General features: G+C 52.6%; 17 protein-coding genes and 1 pseudogene. 17 read left to right on the top strand and 1 reads right to left on the bottom strand.

The genetic code is table 11. The annotated features are described in order from the left end of the window. The first annotated feature begins 1 nt into the window (after position 1). The 3 genes and pseudogenes from ACZ1GM_RS02225 (at position 2) to ACZ1GM_RS02215 (ending at position 2781) form a co-directional block, all read left to right on the top strand. A pseudogene (locus ACZ1GM_RS02225) lies at positions 2–920 on the top strand (YihY/virulence factor BrkB family protein). 3 nt (positions 921–923) lie between these two features. Beyond that, the gene (gene fabI / locus ACZ1GM_RS02220) at positions 924–1751 is read left to right on the top strand and encodes an enoyl-ACP reductase FabI (RefSeq protein WP_472677568.1); all 828 of its coding nucleotides are present in this window, start codon (positions 924–926) and stop codon (positions 1749–1751) included. 34 nt (positions 1752–1785) lie between these two features. Next, positions 1786–2781, top strand: coding sequence for an NAD-dependent epimerase/dehydratase family protein (locus ACZ1GM_RS02215; RefSeq protein ID WP_472677567.1), 996 nt, complete (start codon positions 1786–1788; stop codon positions 2779–2781). A 2-nt stretch (positions 2782–2783) separates the two neighbouring features. Here ACZ1GM_RS02215 and wecC read toward each other — a convergent pair whose 3' ends face one another. Next, a complete protein-coding gene (wecC, locus tag ACZ1GM_RS02210; RefSeq protein WP_472677566.1) occupies positions 2784–4046 on the bottom strand; it encodes a UDP-N-acetyl-D-mannosamine dehydrogenase in 1263 nt (420 codons plus the stop codon). 256 nt (positions 4047–4302) lie between these two features. On the opposite strand from wecC, the gene ACZ1GM_RS02205 reads away from it, so the two are divergent. From ACZ1GM_RS02205 to ACZ1GM_RS02140, 14 genes are all read left to right on the top strand, one after another. Next, positions 4303–5214 (top strand): phytanoyl-CoA dioxygenase family protein, encoded by a 912-nt coding sequence (locus tag ACZ1GM_RS02205; protein WP_472677565.1) that lies wholly within the window; start codon positions 4303–4305, stop codon positions 5212–5214. A gap of 22 nt (positions 5215–5236) precedes the next feature. After that, positions 5237–5998, top strand: coding sequence for a hypothetical protein (locus ACZ1GM_RS02200; protein WP_472677564.1), 762 nt, complete (start codon positions 5237–5239; stop codon positions 5996–5998). A gap of 255 nt (positions 5999–6253) precedes the next feature. Then, positions 6254–8017, top strand: a complete 1764-nt coding sequence (locus tag ACZ1GM_RS02195) for a polysaccharide biosynthesis protein (protein ID WP_472678607.1) — start codon at positions 6254–6256, stop codon at positions 8015–8017. Between the two features lie 110 nt (positions 8018–8127). Continuing rightward, positions 8128–8694, top strand: a complete 567-nt coding sequence (locus tag ACZ1GM_RS02190) for a sugar transferase (RefSeq protein WP_472678606.1) — start codon at positions 8128–8130, stop codon at positions 8692–8694. Beyond that, the gene (locus tag ACZ1GM_RS02185) at positions 8691–9572 is read left to right on the top strand and encodes an NAD-dependent epimerase/dehydratase family protein (RefSeq protein WP_472677563.1); all 882 of its coding nucleotides are present in this window, start codon (positions 8691–8693) and stop codon (positions 9570–9572) included. Before ACZ1GM_RS02190 ends, ACZ1GM_RS02185 begins: the two co-directional genes overlap by 4 nt. Positions 9573–9675: 103 nt before the next feature. After that, positions 9676–10686: a UDP-N-acetylglucosamine 4,6-dehydratase (inverting) gene (gene pseB, locus ACZ1GM_RS02180; RefSeq protein WP_472677562.1), complete on the top strand. Its 1011-nt coding sequence runs from the start codon at positions 9676–9678 to the stop codon at positions 10684–10686. 10 nt (positions 10687–10696) lie between these two features. Then, positions 10697–11869: a UDP-4-amino-4,6-dideoxy-N-acetyl-beta-L-altrosamine transaminase gene (pseC, locus tag ACZ1GM_RS02175; protein WP_472677561.1), complete on the top strand. Its 1173-nt coding sequence runs from the start codon at positions 10697–10699 to the stop codon at positions 11867–11869. After that, complete coding sequence (locus tag ACZ1GM_RS02170; RefSeq protein ID WP_472677560.1) at positions 11866–12600, top strand: cytidylyltransferase domain-containing protein; 735 nt, start codon at positions 11866–11868, stop codon at positions 12598–12600. Before pseC ends, ACZ1GM_RS02170 begins: the two co-directional genes overlap by 4 nt. Before the next feature lie 279 nt (positions 12601–12879). After that, positions 12880–14163, top strand: a complete 1284-nt coding sequence (locus tag ACZ1GM_RS02165) for an O-antigen ligase family protein (RefSeq protein ID WP_472677559.1) — start codon at positions 12880–12882, stop codon at positions 14161–14163. A 3-nt stretch (positions 14164–14166) separates the two neighbouring features. Beyond that, positions 14167–14883, top strand: coding sequence for a polysaccharide biosynthesis/export family protein (locus tag ACZ1GM_RS02160; protein WP_472677558.1), 717 nt, complete (start codon positions 14167–14169; stop codon positions 14881–14883). A gap of 50 nt (positions 14884–14933) precedes the next feature. Further along, positions 14934–17123 carry a GumC family protein gene (locus ACZ1GM_RS02155; protein WP_472677557.1) on the top strand — a complete coding sequence of 730 codons (2190 nt, stop codon included), beginning with the start codon at positions 14934–14936 and terminating at the stop codon, positions 17121–17123. 27 nt (positions 17124–17150) lie between these two features. Further along, a complete protein-coding gene (locus ACZ1GM_RS02150) occupies positions 17151–18434 on the top strand; it encodes a tetratricopeptide repeat protein (RefSeq protein WP_472677556.1) in 1284 nt (427 codons plus the stop codon). Between the two features lie 9 nt (positions 18435–18443). Then, on the top strand, positions 18444–19250 hold the full coding sequence (locus ACZ1GM_RS02145; protein WP_472677555.1) for a glycosyltransferase family 2 protein: 807 nt from the start codon (positions 18444–18446) through the stop codon (positions 19248–19250). Further along, a complete protein-coding gene (locus ACZ1GM_RS02140; protein WP_472677554.1) occupies positions 19231–20571 on the top strand; it encodes a hypothetical protein in 1341 nt (446 codons plus the stop codon). The genes ACZ1GM_RS02145 and ACZ1GM_RS02140 overlap by 20 nt, the downstream gene beginning before the upstream one ends. Positions 20572–20748 lie beyond the last annotated feature (177 nt).

Genomic DNA, 20748 nt, shown 5'->3' with positions numbered 1-20748 from the left:
CGTGTCCGCCCCAAACGTGCACGCCGCCGCCAGCATCAGACCCACAAGCCGCCTCGCCCGTGCCTGGGATATCGTCAAAAAAACCGTCGTCGGCACTTACGATGACGGCTTCATCCATGCTGGCAATCTGGCTTACCTGTCGATCTTTGCCATTTTCCCATTCTTTATTCTGGGCGCCGCAATCTTCTCGGCCTTTGGTGAGCAAAGCGACCGCGCGATGACGATCAATGCCGTGTTGGTGGCCCTGCCGCCCACTGCACGCGGCGTTATCGAGCCGGTTGCGCGCGATGTGGTGGAGGCACGCAGTGGCTGGCTGTTATGGGTCGGTGCGCTCGTCGCCTTGTGGACAGCCAGCAGCCTTGTGGAAACCATCCGCGATATCCTCCGCCGTGCGTATGGCACTGAACCGCGACATGCCTTTTGGATCAATCGCTTGCTGTCCGGGGGTAACACTGGGCGCAGTACTCTTGCTGGTTCTGTTGCTTTTGTCACAAGTCGCCATCGGCGCCGCCCAGCAAATGATTGAGGCCTATTTTCCGCAATTGCTGGGACGCATCAATGATCTCAGCCTAAGCCGGATTGTCCCGGCGATCGGCCTGTTTGCGACATTATATCTCATTTTCCTTAGCCTGACGCCCAGCCCCTATCGCAAGCGGCGGTATCGCAAATGGCCCGGTGCGCTATTTACCGCGCTGTGGTGGTTGACGGTGACCACAATCCTGCCAATCGTCCTGCGCAGCTTTGTCACTTATGACCTCACCTATGGCAGCCTGGCTGGAATAATGGTCACACTGTTCTTTTTCTGGCTTGTTGGGCTTGGCCTCGTTATCGGCGCAGAGCTAAACGCTGTGTTAGCGCGTGAGGGGCAGGCTGTACGGGCGGGCACCACCGATGATGGCCAAATTGAAGAAGGAACATAAGGCATGAGCGGATTGATGGCTGGCAAACGCGGCCTCATCATGGGGCTAGCCAATGACAAATCGCTGGCCTGGGGCATTGCCAAGAAACTGGCTGCGGAGGGCGCCGAGCTTGCATTCTCCTATCAGGGCGAGGCACTGAAAAAACGTGTTTCACCCTTAGCCGAGCAGCTTGGCAGCGATTTTGTGTTCGAGTGTGACGTGTCTGAAATGAGCGCGCTGGATGCGGCATTCGATACGCTAAAAAGCCGCTGGGAAACGTTGGACTTCGTTGTCCACGCAATCGGCTTTTCCGACAAGAATGAGCTTCGCGGGAAATATGTCGATACCAGCCTCGACAACTTTTTACTGACGATGAACATCTCAGCCTACAGTCTGGTCGCGGTGGCCAAGCGCGCCGCAGAGATGATGCCGGCCTACGACCCTGAAACCGGCGAAGGCGGGGGTTCAATCCTTACACTCACCTATTATGGTGCTGAGAAAGTCATCCCGCATTACAATGTGATGGGCGTGGCCAAAGCCGCGCTCGAAACCAGTGTGCAATATCTCGCCAATGATCTGGGCCCGAACAACATCCGGGTGAACGCGATCAGCGCCGGTCCGATCAAAACACTGGCGGCAAGCGGGATTGGTGATTTCCGCTACATCCTCAAATGGAACGAGTATAACGCGCCATTACGTCGCACCGTCACCATCGACGACGTAGGAGGATCTGGATTGTATTTCTTGTCAGACTTGTCCGCTGGTGTGACCGGTGAAGTCCACCATGTCGATGCTGGCTATCACACCGTCGGCATGAAACAGGAAGACGCGCCGGATATTTCGGTGAGTTGAGAGCGACTGGGCGAGCGAGAAAGTAAATAAAACAATGAGCGTTCTAATAACAGGTGCTGCAGGCTTTATCGGCGCCGAGCTCGCTGCTCAACTTTTGGGTCAGGATATCGAAGTGATTGGGATTGACAATCTCAATGACTATTATGACCCTAACCTCAAGCGCGCGCGTCTAAACAGACTTTCCGGCCTGGGGAGTGCCTTCGAGTTTTTGGAGGTGGATTTCGCCGACCAAGGACAGCTCTCGCAAGCATTATCCAACCATGATATTCGAAATATTGTCCACCTGGGTGCGCAGGCCGGCGTAAGGTACTCAATCGAAAATCCGCACGCATACGGCCAGTCAAATCTTGTCGGTCACTTGAACATGCTCGAGATGGCGCGAAACCAAAAAGTGGATCATATGATCTATGCCAGCTCAAGCTCCGTTTATGGGGGAAACGAAAATTGGCCCTTTTCAGTTGCGGATCGGGTGGATCACCCCGTCTCCTTGTATGCAGCGACTAAGCGGTCGAACGAGTTATTGAGCGAGAGTTACGCGCATCTTTACGCGCTACCCCTGACGGGCCTTCGGTTTTTCACAGTGTACGGCCCCTGGGGCAGGCCCGATATGATGCTGTGGAAATTTACAGATCGCATTTTGCGCGGCGCCCCTATTCCTGTGTTCAATCATGGTGAAATGTACCGCGACTTCACCTACATTGACGATATCGTCGCTGGGATCATCTCCTGTCTGGAAAAGCCACCTTTGAAAAATGGCGAGGGCAAACCAGGCGGATCAACCAAACCACATGCAATCTATAACATCGGCAATAACAAACCTGAACAACTCATGGAGGTAATCAAGGTTATTGAGGCCGCTTGCGACCGCGAGGCAGAATTGCAAATGCTGCCGATGCAGTCCGGAGATGTCGTGAGAACTTGGGCAAACATCGAAGATATTGTGAATGCCTTTGGATATAAACCCACAGTCTCGATCGCTTCCGGCGTGCCAAAGTTTGTTGACTGGTTCCGCGATTATCACAAGTTGTGACGCTACTTCGAACCCCACATACCGCGCGTATCGTAGACCTTTGCTCCGACCCACTCCTCTGCCGGAATCACTTTGAAAATATCATGGTCGACCAACACAATGAGCACCCCACATTGCTCAAGAGCGATATCAATATCGACTAAAGACGCCCCGGTGCCTTCGAATTCGCGCGGCAGCTCAGCGGCATAGGGCTCAACCACATGGATCCGCTCGCCATATTCACGCGCGAGTGAGGCGGCTACAAAGCGCGCAGGGCTTTCGCGAAAGTCATCGATATTCGCTTTGAATGCGAGACCGAGACACGCCACTTGCGCGTCTGGGTTCTCGGCAATCAACGCAGTCGCCCTTGTCAAGACATGGTGCATCTTGGCGTCATTTGTCTCACGCGCCTGACGGATGATCTTCGCCTCCTCAGGTGCCCCGTGAACGATGAACCACGGATCAACGGCGATGCAGTGCCCTCCGACGCCTGGCCCTGGCTGAAGGACATTCACACGCGGATGCCGGTTCGCCAGGCGGATGACTTCCCAAACATCAAGCCCCTGCTTATCGGCAATCATCGAAAGCTCGTTTGCAAAAGCAATATTCACATCACGAAACGCATTCTCAACCAGCTTGGTCATTTCTGCCGACTTCGCGTCAGTCACAACGCACTCACCCTTCACAAAGCGTTTGTAAAACGCCAGCGCCTTGCGGGCACAGCGCGGCGATATTCCGCCGATTGATCGGTCGTTGTGCGTAAGCTCTTCCAGAATCTTACCTGGCAGAACCCGCTCTGGGCAATATGCGACGGATATATCGGGTGCACCATTGCAGCGCCCCGGAACGGCCAAGTCAGAGCGCGCTTCAGCAATCAGATCGCACATCGCCTCGGTTGTACCCACTGGCGAGGTGGATTCCAGAATGATGCAATCGCCCTTTTTGAGCACTGTCGCGACTTTGGCCGCAGCGTCCATGACGTAGCTGGTGTCCGGCGTATGTGCCCCGTCCTTTTCAAAAGGCGTCGGCACTGCGATCACGAAAACATCCGCTGGTGCGATTTCGGTCGATGCCTTCAGCAGACCGCGCTGCACCACGGCTTGAACCAGCCCATCGAGGTCAACTTCTTCGATGTGGATCTCGCCACGATTGATGGTGTCAACCACAATCTCGCTGACATCCAGGCCAAGTACTGGGCAGCCAGCCCGCGCAATGATGGCCGCCGTTGGCAGGCCGATATAGCCCAAGCCCACTACACACACGGTTGGTTTAATATCGCCGATCAAGGCTTTCTCCTATCTTGTGCGCTTCTATTCGCCTCAACGCGATGCGATTGTTCGACTGTAGCCTCGCAGTCAAATCTTGGCCCCGATTACAACTTGATCGGCGGTGATCAAGGTCATGTTGACGAAACATAACTGCAGCCTTTAAATGCATTATACTCCAAGCTAGTGAAGGTCACTCATGGATCCGTTGTATTTTCGGCGAGTGCCCTATAAGTCCCGTCGTATGTGATATCACGAAATTAGAAAGATTGATTTAATGGGCGCGCCAAAGTTTAAGGATTGCGGGATTGAAAGCTGCGGTCAGGTTATTGATCCAACTCTCTGCCGGCAGCTTTTGGCTGATGTGGAAAAGACCAGAGACTTTAGCGACCTGTTTCTCGACGAAGATTCTTTTCGCAGTCAAACGTCGATGAAAGGCTCCAACCCGCGGCCTGGACGAAATCTTCTGGGAAGAATGGAAGCTGACTTCATTTTCTCAGATGACTTCTTTGGCGATCGTATGGGGGAAGTGTTGGGGCCTGCTTGGCGTGTGTTGGATCACAAATTTGTCATGGGCGTGCCAGATATGTGGCTTCCCGACTGGGTTCGCGAAGAGACTGATGGTCAACCTGTTGCAAATTTGGGTTCATTTATCCGTCCTGAATATCGTGATATGACCTATTTCCACGGCATAGACTTCCATCAGGATATTATTGATTTCAAAACGCGTGACTGCGATTTCGTAACAGTGTATCTATATCTTGACGAGACCACTGCAGACACTTCACCACTATACGTCGTCCCGAATAGCCACGAGCAGGGCGCATCCATGTTCCCGCATAAGCTCGAAACAAATGGAATGGCGACGAGATACACTGGCGATTCTGGCCTGACGCGCAATTATGAGATCGAATGCCTAACAGGCCCCGCCGGATCACTTTATTTCTGGCATGCGGCGATTCTTCACGGCACGATGCCTCATCGCGACTCCAAACCTCGTATTTCAGTGAGGATATTGGCGGAAAAGAACGATCGCCGGGTCATCGGATGCGAACTGGACGAGGTGAACAATGGCATTCATGGTCCGCTGTCGTTGACGGAAACTCGAGAAGACCTGGACCAAGTCGTACCGAGCAGTCATACGCGGCAATACAATCAACGCACTGTGACATTCAGTTTTACCTGTTGATCGAAATTTTAGGATTCTTCGCATGAAAAAAATCGATGGCGTCAAAAACCTAAAGACGTCGGAAGAGCGCTCCGCCGTGGACCGTCTGGCAGAGTTGCTCAAACATTCGCCCATTCCTGATAGCCAGATACTCTACAACCTTGCGCTATATCAGAGGCGTCAGGATATGAGCAGGATCCTGTATTTCAACGAGTTGTACCACCATATTCAAAACCTTCATGGCTACATTTTTGAGTTTGGTTCGCGATACGGAGCGGGCACTACCACTTTCGTGAATCTGCGAGGCTTGTACGAGCCGTTCAATTACAGCCGCAAGATTATAACCTTCGATACCTTTGAGGGGTTCGCAGGGGTCACCGATGAAGACCGGTCAGCGCAGGATGACCACGATTGGCAAGCAGGCGACTATTCGGTGCCGCGAGACTACGAAGACTATCTCTCTGAGATCCTCGACATACACGAAGCCTTCTCTCCGATACCGCAGATAAAAAAGTATGAGATTTGCAAAGGTGATGTTGCTGAAACTCTGCCCTGTTACCTCGAGGATCACCCCGAGGCGTTGGTCGCCCTGGCATATTTCGACATGGACCTATACGCCCCCACAAAATCCGCACTGATGGATTTGAAACCACGTCTTCAAAAGGGGGCCGTACTGGCATTTGATGAGTTATGCGATGACGGTTTTCCCGGGGAAACAGTTGCGGCATTAGAATGCCTAGATTTGGCAAGTCTGTCGATGATCCGAAATCCAAACATGCCCACCTGCGCGTATTGCATAGTGTAAGTCGGATATTGCGGATACAGCTGACCGGAGAATGTAATCGGTGATTGTGGGTCACTTGCCTGTCAACGATCATATCCTCTATTTGATGTTTATGCAGGCTGCTTCACTGGAATATCTATGAATTTCCGCCTCCTCCTGCCAGCCTTGAATTGGGCAATGCAGAGGCCACGCTGGCAGAAGCGCTCGATAGTCATGCTTTGCGATGTGGCATTGCTTATGCTTTCAGTGTGGATCGCATATTCGGTGCGGGTGGGCGTGTGGGCGTTGTGGAATGAAGCGGTCTCGACGCTCATGCTCGGAGCGTCTGTCGCGTTCGTCATTAGCTTTTACATTGCCGGCGCCTACAAGACGATCTTCAGATTTTCCGGAGCGGGCTCTACAGCGCAACTTGCTCGTGTTTTCGTCGTCTACTCGACCATTGTGGTTGTGATTTTTTTGGCGATTGGCGTGCCCCCTGTTCCGCGAACGACCGGCGTCCTTCAACCGATCGTCTTCTTTGTTCTTGTGCTGGGTTTCAGAGCCCTAATCCCATATCTAGTTTTTGATCTGGTCGGGGGTAACAATACCTTCGGTGAGGAGCGCACGATACTGATTTATGGGGCGGGTTCTGCCGGTTTGCAGGTCGCCAATGCGATGCGCTCTGAGCCAGAAATGCGGGTATGCGGCTTTATTGACGATGACAAACGCCTAAAGGGGCAGCGTTTGGACGGTGTTCCGGTTTTTTGGCACAAGGACATGCATAAAGTCATCGCTGACCAATCCATCTCGGATGTCCTTCTCGCAATCCCGAGCGCCACGAGAAAACGACGCCGCGACATTGTGAGAGAACTCAGCGAATACAATGTTAGCGTAAAGACATTGCCTCGCATGAGAGAACTCGTGGGCGGAACAGTCTCAGTCAATGACATCAGGCCTCTTGAAATTGACGATCTACTGGGAAGAGATTCTGTCGCCCCCAACCAATTGCTGATCGGGAAGACCACAATTGGGAAGACAGTGCTGGTGACCGGGGCGGGTGGTTCAATCGGTAGTGAATTGTGCCGCCAGATAGTGAATGCTGGCGCCCGCAAACTAGTGCTGTTTGATATCTCAGAATTCGCGCTTTACGCGATTGAGCGGGAGCTAACTGCGCTGCTGCCTAAGGATAACGATACAGGCAGAACTGTCATACCCGCCCTCGGCTCCGTGACGGACGCCGATAGATTAGAAGAGATATTTACCACCTACGATATCGACACCGTATTTCATGCTGCTGCTTACAAACATGTGCCGTTGGTCGAAGCCAACCCAATTCAAGGTATTCGCAATAACATATTGGGTACGCATCATGTCGCAACCGCAGCAGCCAGACATGAGGTTAGAGACTTCATACTCATCAGCACTGACAAAGCCGTCAGGCCTACAAATGTTATGGGGGCAACCAAACGGGCAGCTGAGCAGATTGTTCAATCACTCGCGCACGAATCCCGAAGAACCCACTTTTCTATGGTTCGGTTTGGTAATGTTTTGGGCTCAAGTGGCTCCGTGGTGCCACTATTTCGCGCTCAAATTGAAGCGGGCGGCCCCATCACGATTACAGACAAACGTGTAAATCGATACTTTATGACCATCCCAGAGGCGGCAAGCCTTGTAATTCAGGCAGGCGGTTTGGCAAAAGGGGGCGAAGTCTTCGTTTTGGACATGGGCAAGCCTATCCATATCTATGAGATGGCAAAAACAATGATAAAACTATCGGGATTGTCAGTTCGCGAAGAAGGCCGCCCTCATGGTGACATCGAAGTTATCGAAGTTGGTCTGCGGCCAGGAGAAAAACTTTATGAAGAGCTGCTGATCGGTGAAGACCCTCAAACCACTCAACATCCTAGAATAATGATGGCGAAAGAAGAATTCTTACCACAACAGAAATTGAACGCATTTATCGAGGCGCTTACTGACTGCTCAGATGCAGACAAAGCGATTGCTATGCTGAAAGAGATTGTGCCCGAATTCGATCATATGAGAGACAATCAGGCGGCTTAGGAGCAGCCCAATTTCTCCAAGGCGCGACGGTTCTGTCCCCCTTGACCGACGAAACAAGTTCTGTCTTTGACTCTTACTCCGCAAAGTCTGGCCCATCAGGGGTTAACCGTATGAAACGAGCCTTCGATATAGTCTTGGCAGTGTCGGCTGCCCCCTTTGCGGTTGTTATCTGCATTCTGGCGAGTATCCCAATCATCCTAGAGGCCAAAGCAACTCCATTTTTTGTCCAGACGCGCCTCGGGAGAAACGAGAAGCCATTCAGATTGTACAAACTGCGCACAATGCGGCCAAACACACCCGACCGGGCGTCGCACGAAGTTGACGTCGACGTGGTATTGAGGACCGGGCGATGGATGCGGAGGCTGAAGTTGGACGAACTTCCCCAGATCTGGAATGTACTCAATGGGTCGATGTCATTCGTCGGCCCAAGGCCAGGTCTAGCTGTCCAAGAAGACTTAACTAAGGAGCGCAGAGCTAATGATGTCTTTTCGCTCAGGCCGGGCATAACAGGGATCGCACAAGTTAACGGCGTCGACATGTCGACGCCGGATAGACTTGCAAAGCTCGATAGCGAATATGCTGGCGATTGGTCGCTTCTTAGCGATCTCAGGATTTTGTGGTCTACGTTACTAGGTCGCGGCAATGGCGATGCGGCAGAATCAAAAGGCCAGGAATGACCGCGTCCAAAATCTTAGTTGTGGGAGCGAACGGCGTTTTGGGGGGTCACGTGCTACAACACTTAGGGTGCAGCAGAGCCATTGCAGTTACCCGAACAGGTCAGTCACCGATCCCCGGTTTTGAACATCGCCAGCTGCCAGCGGACGGGCAAATTTCTGAAGACCTATTCGTGGGTTGTGATGCTGTGATCAACGCGGCGGGTATGGTGAAGGGCTCCAAACAGGACTTGTGGCTGGCCAATGTGAAATTACCCCAGCAGCTCGCAGAAGCAGCAAAGAAAACGAAAATCGCCAAGTTGGTTCAAGTCAGCAGCTTTTCACTTTACGGGCAACAGGAGCATATAGGCCAGGATACCAAGCCCATGCCCCAAAACAGCTATGGTGAATCGAAGCATGCTGGCGACAAGGCCCTTGCGAGGCACAATTGCGCCAACTTTGCCATTGAAAGCCTGCGCTTACCAATCTTGTTTTCAGGCTCTAGCCCAGGACCGTTGTCGCCACTGGCGAAACTTGCGACAACGGTGCGTTGCTTGCCTGCCTTGGCGGACGACCCGGTGCAGCGATCAATGATAACTTATACGATGGCGGTCGAACTGCTAATCGATTGCGCTGAGTCAAGCCGCAGTGGTATATCGTTTGCAGCTGACCCCGAGCCATTTGAGTTTGACCATTTTGCGAAAGCTGTATCGCAGGCACGAGGAATCAAGGTCAAAGCCATCAAGGTCCCCAGCAGCTTAGCTAAGCTGGTCAACCGAGCGGCACCTTCTATCGGCGGTAGGCTTTTTCGATCCAGCCTGCTTGCCCACGACTGCAATCTTGCCATAGAAAGGGAGGGGCAGCTCTATGATCAAATGGCGCAATGGCTGAGCCAAAACTGAACCCCGAAAGCGACTAACCAATATCTTTTCGCGCTGGCCATATCTCGGGTCGACATATCTCTGGGGCACCGATATTAGGCGGGCAAAATAAACCGAGACCTCTATGACTTATAATTTTGATGACGCCTCCATTTTTCTAACTGGAGGCACAGGCTCTTTCGGCAAGGCCTTTGTTCGAGAAGTGTCAGCCAAATTCAAGCCGCGTCGATTAGTGATTTTCTCGCGCGACGAGCTCAAGCAATTTGAAATGGCTCAAGAATTCTCCGAGGAAGAATATCCGTTTCTTAGGTATTTTATCGGGGATGTTCGTGATGCTGATCGGGTCCGTCGTGCGATGGAAGGCACTGATACGGTCATTCATGCTGCGGCGCTGAAACAAGTCCCGACTGCTGAATACAACCCATTTGAATGCATCAAGACGAATATCATGGGGGCGCAGAACATTGTCGAGGCCGCGCTGGATGCCGGGGTGTCTAAGGTCGTCGCACTTTCCACAGACAAGGCTGCAGCACCGGTAAACTTGTACGGAGCGACGAAGCTCTGCTCGGATAAATTATTCATTGCGGCGAATAACATTAAGGGGCCGCGCGATATCCGGTTCAGCGTGGTCCGGTATGGTAATGTAATGGGCAGCCGCGGATCGGTCATTCCATTCTTTTTATCTAAGCGAGGCCAAGGTGTCCTGCCAATTACCGATCCCACGATGACGCGCTTTAACATTCCGTTGTCCGGTGGGGTTGAACTCGTATCAACCGCCCTTAAAAAAGCGATCGGTGGCGAAATTTTCGTGCCCAAGATTCCATCTTATAGAGTGACTGATGTAGCCACGGCAATCGACCCAAATGCCAAACATGACGTCATCGGGATCAGGCCTGGTGAGAAGATCCACGAAGAAATGATCACTCAGAGCGACAGCCCCAATACAATTGACGCAGGCGACTATTTTGCGATTTTGCCTGCAGGGCTGGACGGTCAGTTTAGCAAGTTTTGTGACGCGCATGGGGCAAAGCCAGCGCCATTGGGCTTCAGCTATGATAGCGGTACAAATGACGACTTTCTGAGCGTGGAACAACTAAGATCTTTGATCCGCGAGCATGTCGACCCGTCATTGTGAGTGGTCACCCATGAACCCACCTATTCCCTATAGCACCCAGGATATCTCAGAATCTGACATTGACGCTGTCGTTCGCGTGCTTCGCGCGCCTTTTTTAACGCAGGGTCCAGAGATTGAGAAATTTGAGCGGCGATTTGCCGATCTGCACAGTGCGAAAAAAGCCGTCGCAGTTTCAAATGCAACAGCAGGCCTCCATATCGCTTGCGCGGCCCTCGGGGCTGCCCCTGGAAGGCGGGTTTGGACGTCTCCCAACAGCTTTGTAGCTTCGGCCAATTGCGCTCGATACTGCGGAGCCACGGTCGACTTTGTCGATATCGACCCTGAAACCCGCAACATTTCGGTCGAGGCCCTGCGAGCGAAGCTGGAATTGGCGGATGCTGCCGGCACCTTGCCAGCAATCGTAATTCCGGTGGATTTTGCGGGACACCCCGCTGATCTGGCTGAAATCCGCAACTTGGCTGACCAGTACGGTTTCAAAATTCTGTCAGACAGCTCGCACGCTGTGGGGGCCACCTATCAAGGCGAGCCTATTGGCAGATTTTCCGATATTTCGGTATTCAGTTTTCATCCGGTGAAGATCGTGACGACGGGCGAAGGCGGGCTTTGCCTTACAGATGACGAGACCCTCGCCAAGGAGTTGCGAGCCCTGCGCAGTCACGGGATCACCCGAGATGCGGCCATTTTTGAAGATGCGCCGGATGGCCCATGGTACTATGAGCAGCAAGGGCTTGGTTTCAATTATCGCCTCACCGACATTCAAGCGGCGCTAGGAAGCGCACAGCTCGAACGCTTACAGGAGTTTTCCAATGCACGGGAAGCTCTTGCCTGTCGGTATGATGAATTGCTCGGCGACTTGCCTCTTCTGTTAAGGCCGCGCTCGCCAGACCGGCAGTCGGCCAATCACTTATATGTGATCGAAATAGATGAAAGTCGCACCAATAAGAGCCGAAGAGAGGTTTATGAAGCGCTCAAGCTGCGCGACGTTTCGGCGAATGTGCACTACATACCGATCCATCTGCAGCCAGATTTTGGGCGGCTGGGCTTTCAGACCGGGGACTTCCCGAGTGCTGAGCGGTATTATGAGCGCGCACTGAGCATTCCACTCTTCCCAAAAATGTCGCACGATCAGCAAGATCGTGTAGTTGACGCGTTGACGACGGCGCTCGCGGAACCAGGCGGATGAGACAAGTTGTCATAATTCAGGCTCGGATGGGCTCGAGCCGCCTGCCCGGTAAGATTATGAAGCCGCTGTCGGGCAAGACCGTACTGGCAAGGGTGGTAGAGCGCGTGTCTTGCGTCAGAACGTTTGACGGCATCGTTGTTGCAACAAGCGATCTACCGCTGGACAACATTACTAGCGAGGAAGCGGGCAAAGCAGGGGCTCGTGTTTTCCGCGGTAGCGAAACAGATGTTCTATCGCGTTTTGCGCTTGCGGCGCATGAAGCGAGGGCAGATGTAGTCATAAGAGTGACCGCTGATTGCCCATTGATTGATCCAGACATACTCGCGCTGATGGCGACCAAGTTTTCTTCTGGCGAATATGACTATCTCAGCAACACACTAACCCGGTCTTTTCCGCGCGGTCTAGATGCAGAGTTCTTCACCATGGCCGCCTTGCAGACGGCATCGGCTGAGGCGGAAGGACTGGTGCAGCGAGAGCACGTCACACCATTCCTTTATTCACAGCCGGAACGTTTTCGTTTAGGCAACTTGGCAAATAAGGTCGATCAATCACGGTTCCGATTGACGCTCGATACCCCTCAGGATCTTGCGCTTCTCGAGCGAATCTTCGCGGCAGCGCCTAATCCCAAAGACCTCAGATTGCCAGATGTGATTGAACTTCTGGATCAGCATCCCGACTGGATTGAATTGAACGCGGACATTCAACAAAAGACGCTGAACGGAAGTGAGTAATTGTGGACGAAGGCTCTTTCAATTACTCCCAAACTTAGACATAGCGTTAGCCATTTAGCGTTGGCAAAACCTCGGAACTCAGCAATTATTTGGCGCGCTTAGCAAGCAATCACCTTGGCACACGATGATACCAGACAATCAACCTAACATCTTAGATCATCGCTGCAGCGAAGCTGGGCTGGCTTTGACCGCCCTTATCGTGTTCGTCTTTGTATTCGGTGGCGCATCTCGGTCTGATGTTGCTACGCTACTATTGCTGCGGTACCGATCTCAGCCATAATGTTCGTTTATGCTGTTTACCGCTTCGGCAGAGTTGCGTGGCAGCGCTCGAAACTGGTGCTCGGGATCGGCCTCGCCTCGTTGGTATTGGCTGTTACGCACATCGTTCCACTTCCGCCGGAACTTTGGACGAGCCTGCCGGCCAGGGAAATTGCAGTCGAGGTGTATCGAATAGCTGAGCAGCCTTTGCCTTGGCTTCCCCTGTCCATGTCGCCCGACGGCGGACTTAATGCGGCCTTCAGCCTCCTGCTACCATTGACCGCTCTCATTCTGGCCTTGTCGTCGGATAGTGTCGGAATAGAACGTGCCTTTAGAGCGATCATTTTGATGGCTTTTGTGAGTGGGTTCATTGGCTTGCTTCAAATACTTGGCTCGCCAAATGGCCCTTTGTATTTTTATCGAACAACCAATAACGGGACTGCTGTTGGGCTGTTCGCAAATCGCAATCATAATGCACTAATGCTCGCCTGTGCACTTCCAATCCTCACTGCCTTCGTTTCGTCGTTGAAGGGAAAGGCCAGCATAGTGAGATCGCAGACCCTGATCGCGCTTGCGCTAGCTGCTTCAGTTCCTCCCTTGATTTTGATTACTGGGTCGCGATCTGGATTGCTCTTGAGCGCTGCTGCGCTAGCTTTGAGTACTTGGGTGTATCAACAGCAAAGCGGGAGCGCCGCCAAACCCAAATCGAAACTTTCTGCTCGCGGCCCACTCATCACTGTCGGTGCGCTTTTAGCCCTTTCGGCAACAACGATCCTGATTTCCCGAGGGCGCGCCTTCGAGCGGCTTCTTGAAACGGACAGTCTGCAAGATCTGCGCTTTGAGATATTGCCAGTCGTCTGGCAGATGACAAAGGATACTTTTCCGTGGGGCACGGGCTTCGGCGTTTTTGATAATATTTTTCGGATCTATGAACCCACTGATCTCCTGACACCACGCTACGTCAATCAGGCCCACAATGACTGGCTTCAGTTGGTCTTGAACGGAGGGCTTCCAGTCGCATTGCTGATCGCTGTTGGAATCGCCGCGTTTTTGGTCGCGGTTTGGAGGTTGTTGTTCGATCGCGTAAGCGACAGGCGTCAACTCGTCATCGCACGTTCATCCGCGGCGGTATTAGCGCTGTTGGGGGTTGCAAGTTTGGTTGACTATCCGCTTCGCACGCCCACCTTGCTGGTCCTCGCAGTAGTTTGTGTGGGCGCCATGGCCAAGTTCGTACCAGGCCGGAGATTGGCCGAGCGAGAATTTGGCTTTATTGACCATGAAACAAAACAGGCTTTGGAAAACTAAGACATGCGAATTACCAGTTTAGTCCTCGCACCGATGCTGTTTGCTCTAACGGCTTGTGCCGGCACACCACCACTGCAATCGACTGAGACGCTTGACCTGGTGGACGCTGCTGAGCTTCCTGCGCCTGAGCACGGCGGCGGATTTGATGGTTATCTCATCGGTGCGTCGGACAAATTAGTTGTCGACGTGGCTGGGTTTGGTGATCTTAGCGAACGCGAAATAGTCGTCGATGGCGCTGGAAACATCGCTGTGCCTCTGGCGGGAACATTCCGTGCCGCTGGAAAAGTGCCAGAAGAGCTCGGTGTAGAGATAACCGAGGCGCTTAAGAGTCGGTTTGTCCGAGACCCTAGAGTTGCTGTGAATGTCCTTGAAGCAAACAGCCAATACATCACAGTCAGCGGTCAAGTGATTGAGCCGGGTAACTATCCCGCTTTGACCGAGATGACCCTTATGAGGGCCGTCGCATCGGCAAAGGGCTCTTCGGAGTTTGCCAAGCTGGATGATGTAGTGATCTTTCGGACCGTAAATGGCAGGCGAATGGTTGCACTGTACAATCTGTCGTCAATCCGGAGGGGGTACTACGACGACCCAAGGGTCTATGCGCAAGATATTGTTGTCGTTGGTGAATCTAGAGCGAGGCGTTTGTTCGACCGTTTCATTCGCGCCTCCACCCTCATCACTACTCCAATTGTCGCTCTCATCAGTAACAATTCAATCTGATTACGCTGAGCAGCCATTGGCGGCATTGACGAAAAATGTTAGGTAAAGAAATGCATGATCCATCGGTGTTGGCGACTGCGCCGACTGCTCAATACGACCTTGATGGTCAGTTTGGCGCTCAAGACCGCCCACCTCTGCTGTACTATTGGAATACACTTATTCGCCATCGCTGGCTGGCCATCGGCATAATGGCTGCAGCACTGGTCGCAGGAATATTGCTAACTCTGATCGCGACCCCACAATACACCTCGACATCACGGATCGAGATTGCCCGACAGCAGCAACGCATCACCAATGTCCAAGGAGTAGAATCCGATGAGGCAGGGCGTGACCTCGAGTTCTATTTTACGCAGTACGCGCTATTGGAAGCGAGATCGCTCGCAACGCGGGTGTCACAGCGACTGAATCTGGCCAGAAACGACGAGTTCTTTGAAGCCAATGGCGTGTCCCCAGAAGATAGCGGCTTTTTCGATATAGGCGATGGGCGCGCGCTAGATAGCGAAGCCCTGCAGGCGCGCGAGAATTTGGTGGTCGAAACACTGCTTGACCGGCTAACCGTAAACCCAATTCGCAGTTCCGCTCTGGTCGACATCAGCTACACCAGTGCATCCCCGTCTCTGTCAGCACAAATCGCAAACGTTTGGGTTGAAGAGTTCATCTCTCAATCCATGGATAGGCGGTTTGATTCTACTGCCGACGCAAGAGAGTTTCTTGAATCGCGCCTCAATGGATTGCGTCAACGCGTTGAAGAATCAGAGCGCGATTTGGTCAATTATGCTGCTGAACAAGGAATTGTACGCATTGGGGAAGATGGCGTCATTTCGCGAAATTCCGACACGCTTCGCGGGACAAAGGTGCGCCAGTTGAACGATGCGCTAGCTGAGGCAACCGCTATGCGCGCGGCAGCGGAAGGTGCCCTTAACGCGGCACGGATACGCGGATCAAACGAACGGGCGCTGCAAAACCCCGCACTTAATGAATTGCAACAACAGCTGGCAACTTCAGAGAGCCAATATGCGCAATTGATGGTGCAGTTCGAGCCGGAATATCCAACGGCTGTTGCACTTCAAGAAAAGATCGATTCTCTTAAATCGAGCATTGCTCGCCTAGAGGCAGCCACACTCGACAGCTTTGCGACAAATTTTGAAGCTGCAATGGCAAGCGAGCGGACCATTCGACAAAAGCTTGATGAGGCGCTGGATGGCTTAAGTTCTGAGCAGCGCGCTTCGATACAATACAATATTTATCAGCGTGAAGCGGACACAAACCGCGAGTTGTACGATGGGCTGCTCCAGAGATACAAAGAAATTGGCGTCGCGGGCGTCGCGGCCAACAATATTTCTGTGGTGGATTTGGCCGTTTTGCCGGATGACCCATCCTCACCACGGTTGCTGGTCAATTTGCTTATCGCATTGGCAGCTGGAGCGGGACTTGCCGTTGGCTCAATCTTCATTCTTGAGAATCTGGATGAAGGTTTGCGGGAGCCCGATCAGGTCAGAGACAAGTTGGGGCTCCCGCTTCTGGGCGCTATTCCAATCTTTGAGACCGACAACATTGATGAGCTGCTTGGTGATCCAAAATCCGACCTTTCTGACGCATATTTTGCGGTGCGAACAAACCTCAATTTCGCAACTACACATGGACTGCCAAGATCGATTTCAACCGCGAGTACTGCGCCTTCGGAGGGCAAGTCGGTAACAGGAATGGCCTTAGCATCAATCATTTCCCGCACAGGACGTAAAACAATTCTGGTCGACGCCGACCTGCGCAAACCAAACGTTCAAAGCTTTTTCGAATTTGATAACGAGGTGGGGACCAGCAATTTCTTGTCTGGAGATGACGATCTTGATCGCCTGATACATACAACGGCCAACCCAATGCTTAATGTCATGACGGCCGGTAGGCAGCCGCCGAACCCGTCCGAACTCTTGGGCGGGGACCGACTCAAAACACTTATCACCACTTTGCTCGAGCGGTATGATCACGTGATTGTCGATGGCCCGCCAATGCTGGGGTTCTCGGATGCTCAGTTGATCGGCAATTCCGTCGAGGGTGTGGTCTATGTGGTAGAAGCGAGCCGCACGCCCGCTCGCGCGGCTACACTCGCGCTCAGGCGCCTGCAAGAAGCGCATGCGAATCTGTTCGGCGTAGTTTTAACCAAGTACGCCCCGAGCGATGCTGGATATGGCTATGGCTATGGGTACGGGTACGGCAACGAGGAAGAAGCTGAAAAAGCCTAGGCCGCATTCAGAAGGGCTGAGATTCGCATGGCTAACAAAAAGACACGGCTTGCTAGCCGTCAGATACGCAACAGGTGCAAGGCGCCACCGATGGGGATCATCGCTTGTGCAATCGTGCTAGCCACCCTATCATTTATGAATGCCCGCGCGGGCGTCGGCCTAACTCTATTCCCCAATACAGACTGGGGCGCAGGGTTCGATCTTAACCAAATTCATCTCCGGCAGATTGAGCAAGAACAAATCCAGCCCGGATTTTCCGATCACGAAACTGCCGATCTGAGGGCCAGAAAGGTTCTTGCTGAAACGCCATTAAATGCTCGTGCCCTACGCGTTCTGGCGTTGACGGTTGATGCTCAAGGCGATCGCGAAAGCGCGGTCTCGCTCATGAAGCAAACGGCAAAGCTATCGAAACGTGAGGCGATTGCGCAAATTTGGCTTGCTGAGCAATCTGCAAGAGATGGCGACGACAAGGCCGCAATGGACCATATCGATGCGGTGCTTCGAGTTGAACCGGAGGCACGGCCACTCATGTTTTCGCAACTTGCGCAAGTGATATCGACGCCTGAGGCGCGACGTTTGTTTGCCCCTTTCATTTCAAAGAAAACTCCGTGGCTCGAAGGTTTCTTTGAAGAGATTCTCGCGAGCACCGAGACCGTCATTCCCTTGGCGCTCATTATTAATGAAGTGGAGCAAGCGCCCGAAGTGGACAGACTCCGCGGGAGTTACGAGACAATTCTGTATCGCCTCGCTGGGGCCGAAGAGTTTGATCTGCTGCGCAGTATTTATCCAAAATTTCCCGGCGCCTCTGACAAAGAGGCGTTCGATGCGTCGTTTGAGCAAAGCTTTGCTTCGCAGGGATACCCGCCAGTCAAATGGGAGCTGGTAGCACGATCAGATCGCGGCGGAGCGCCCGTCGGGACCAATTCCGCCGAGTTCTTTGCGCGAGGCAGTGTGACGGGCAGAGTTGGCAGGAAAGTTGTTTTTCTAGATGATGATCCGAGACAACTATCCTTCCGAAAAGATCTGAGCGAAATCGATCAGAATGGTTCTGCGGAACTGGTGCTGTCGTGCTTCGGGTCTGAGAGTGAGGGTAAAGAGGTAGCTCGTGCTGATTTGGGTAATGTAGCCAACGATACGACACTTGCGTTGGAAGTCCCGCTAGGTTGCTCAACGGCGCTCATCGAGGTTTTTGTTGATGGCGGTAGCGGGCGTCAGACTTCTCGCCTGATCTTGTCTGAATTCCAAATGGAGTCGTTTGCCAACAAATCAGCACAAGCTGCGAACCAATCAAGCAATCGCTCGAAGGATTGAAGGCAAGGTATGGCCCGGGTATCTGTTGTTGTTCCGATATTCAACGCGGAAAAGTATATCGGTGAAACGCTTGCCTCGATCAGGGCCCAAACGTTCACCGATTTCGATGTACATTTAGTTGATGACTGTTCGACTGACCACACGATCGACATTCTCAACTTAATTTGCAGTGTAGACAGTCGATTTCATCTGCACCAGGCCCCATCAAATTTTGGTGGCCCCGCTGGTCCGCGTAATTTGGGCATTAAGAAATCGAGTGGCGAGATAGTCGCCTTCTGCGATGCCGATGATTTATGGGTTCCGCACAAGCTTGAAACACAGATTGAGGCGCTTGATCGGTCCGGTGCGGATATCCTTTCTGCCCGGGTTATCGACTTCATAGACGATACAGTTCCCACCCCAATTACCACCAAGCCACTCGACCCGACCACATCGCAAATTAGTCATGCCAGGTTAATGCTTAAGAATTGGCTGCCACTTTCCAGTGTGATCGCGAGGCGGGAGATCCTAGAAAGCGTTGGCCTTTTCAATCAATCAAAGAGCTATGTCGCCGTAGAAGACTATGATTTGTGGCTGAGATCCTCCAGCATGGGTGCAGAAATCCGCCGGGTAAACGCGCCTTTGGTCCATTACAGGAAGGTTCACCAGTCTATTTCAGCAAACAAGAGAATGATGGTAACCAAGGCATTGAATGTGATTGGTGAAGATTACGCCCGTCGAGGAAAAGGCATGGCGTACCATGTGGTTCGCCCGTTCCATTGGCTCTTATATGTAGGCACCTCAGCTTGGATGCGGCTTGTCCGTCGAGAATTATGAATACAAAGTTGCTTTTGACATGCAGGTAAACCAGTCAACTGGGCTGACTATTTCCAAGCTAGTACTGGCTAAGATTGGCTTTGCTGCCATCGCAAGCCTGTACACTTGGATTACTTTCGGCATGGTAGCCGTCGCGTTCTTCCTGATGTTTGTCGCAGCCGCATATTCGACTTGGGGTGGCTTTATGCTTGCCTCTACAAGGATCGAGTCAAGACCTGTTTCCTATTTAACCTCGCCAACATTCAATATTGTTCTTGGTGCCATCGTTATCGCCAGCATCTTGGCCATGTATTATGATCGCACCATCTTACGAGGGATAGATTACGCAAATCTGGGAATTGCGGGCGCTCGCGCTGAATTCAATTCGCAGGGAGAGCGCGGTGGCTTTTGGAGTGTTATCGGTAATATCTTTTCGGCGGTGGTCTATCTCCCTTTAATCAACCTCATTATGGATTGGGAGAATTGGGATCGTCGGCGTTTTGTCGTCGCTGCCCTGGTTCTGCTCGGACTTGCCGGGTTGACCCTCATCACCGGGGGTCGAACGGTGTTACTTATCTCAGTTGCTATTGCGACGTCAGCCATGTTGGCGCGCGGCGCCTGTGGTCAGCCATCCCTTCCCAGTTTCTTGACCGTTGGTAGACTGGTGTTTGCGGCCACATCTGTACTGACGGTTTTTGGCATCATCTTTGCCCTTCGTGCGCAGGCATTCGGCGCAGCAAGCGCCGCTGATTACCTCAGCGACTTGTGTATTCACTTGGCGCAGCCCGCAATCGAGATCGTCGTTAGGTGCCCCAATGTACCGGTCAATGCCTGGGGCGTGGCTCTGAACGAAGCAGCCAACTATGCCATAGCCGTCTTGCAATACGCGTTTCATGTCTCGTGGGTTAGTGAAGCTATTCTAGGTGATCGTAACCTTGGTGATTCGACCGCTTTTGCAGGACTGCAGCAAATGTTTCTCGGACGCTTCGGTTACGAATTGGAAGCCACCGATTATGACGGTTACTTTATTCCGGCTAGCGCCAGTCTGGAATATGACTACCACTTTACGGTCACTCTTTTTGCTTTTGCGTCACTTGGTGTGGCGCTCCGCATGGCTCAGACGATGATGCGCAAGGGTTCCTACTATGGCGGTAGGGTGCTATTTTGTTACCTGTCTTCGACGTTTTTAATTTCTTTGCTCATCAATCCGCTAAACCTGCCGGTATTCGTTCTCTCTCTGCTCGCTATCGGAGCTATTGCTGGGGTTGATTTCTTACGCACGCAATTGACAGTTGGAGGGCGCTCACCTCGACTGAAACTATCCGGCACGCGTCACCCATGACTCTGGCAAAGTACGACAGAGTGGGAATTGCGCAGATATTTCCATGGCGCCCCCACAATCACCAGTTCGATTTTCTGCTAGAACTCGCAATGCAAAGCGGGGCGCAAACTAGCGAGCTGGCTTGCTACGGTTCTTTCACCAAGTGTTACGACAAGCAATATCATAGTTTTGCATTCG

This window comes from Qipengyuania sp. JB2-7 (genome assembly GCF_055693485.1).
The sequence above is the reverse complement of the archived record's forward strand: the minus strand, read 5'-3'. Positions and strand labels throughout refer to the sequence as shown.

Excerpts from the sequence above, each read along its gene's own strand:
- ACZ1GM_RS02165 (WP_472677559.1), top strand. The coding sequence starts at position 12,880 with ATGTTCGTTTATGCTGTTTACCGCTTCGGCAGAGTTGCGTGGCAGCGC.
- ACZ1GM_RS02155 (WP_472677557.1), top strand. The coding sequence starts at position 14,934 with ATGCATGATCCATCGGTGTTGGCGACTGCGCCGACTGCTCAATACGAC.
- pseB (WP_472677562.1), top strand. The coding sequence starts at position 9,676 with ATGACTTATAATTTTGATGACGCCTCCATTTTTCTAACTGGAGGCACA.
- ACZ1GM_RS02170 (WP_472677560.1), top strand. The coding sequence starts at position 11,866 with ATGAGACAAGTTGTCATAATTCAGGCTCGGATGGGCTCGAGCCGCCTG.
- ACZ1GM_RS02150 (WP_472677556.1), top strand. The coding sequence starts at position 17,151 with ATGGCTAACAAAAAGACACGGCTTGCTAGCCGTCAGATACGCAACAGG.
- ACZ1GM_RS02185 (WP_472677563.1), top strand. The coding sequence starts at position 8,691 with ATGACCGCGTCCAAAATCTTAGTTGTGGGAGCGAACGGCGTTTTGGGG.
- ACZ1GM_RS02200 (WP_472677564.1), top strand. The coding sequence starts at position 5,237 with ATGAAAAAAATCGATGGCGTCAAAAACCTAAAGACGTCGGAAGAGCGC.
- ACZ1GM_RS02190 (WP_472678606.1), top strand. The coding sequence starts at position 8,128 with ATGAAACGAGCCTTCGATATAGTCTTGGCAGTGTCGGCTGCCCCCTTT.
- pseC (WP_472677561.1), top strand. The coding sequence starts at position 10,697 with ATGAACCCACCTATTCCCTATAGCACCCAGGATATCTCAGAATCTGAC.
- ACZ1GM_RS02205 (WP_472677565.1), top strand. The coding sequence starts at position 4,303 with ATGGGCGCGCCAAAGTTTAAGGATTGCGGGATTGAAAGCTGCGGTCAG.
- ACZ1GM_RS02215 (WP_472677567.1), top strand. The coding sequence starts at position 1,786 with ATGAGCGTTCTAATAACAGGTGCTGCAGGCTTTATCGGCGCCGAGCTC.
- ACZ1GM_RS02145 (WP_472677555.1), top strand. The coding sequence starts at position 18,444 with ATGGCCCGGGTATCTGTTGTTGTTCCGATATTCAACGCGGAAAAGTAT.
- ACZ1GM_RS02160 (WP_472677558.1), top strand. The coding sequence starts at position 14,167 with ATGCGAATTACCAGTTTAGTCCTCGCACCGATGCTGTTTGCTCTAACG.
- fabI (WP_472677568.1), top strand. The coding sequence starts at position 924 with ATGAGCGGATTGATGGCTGGCAAACGCGGCCTCATCATGGGGCTAGCC.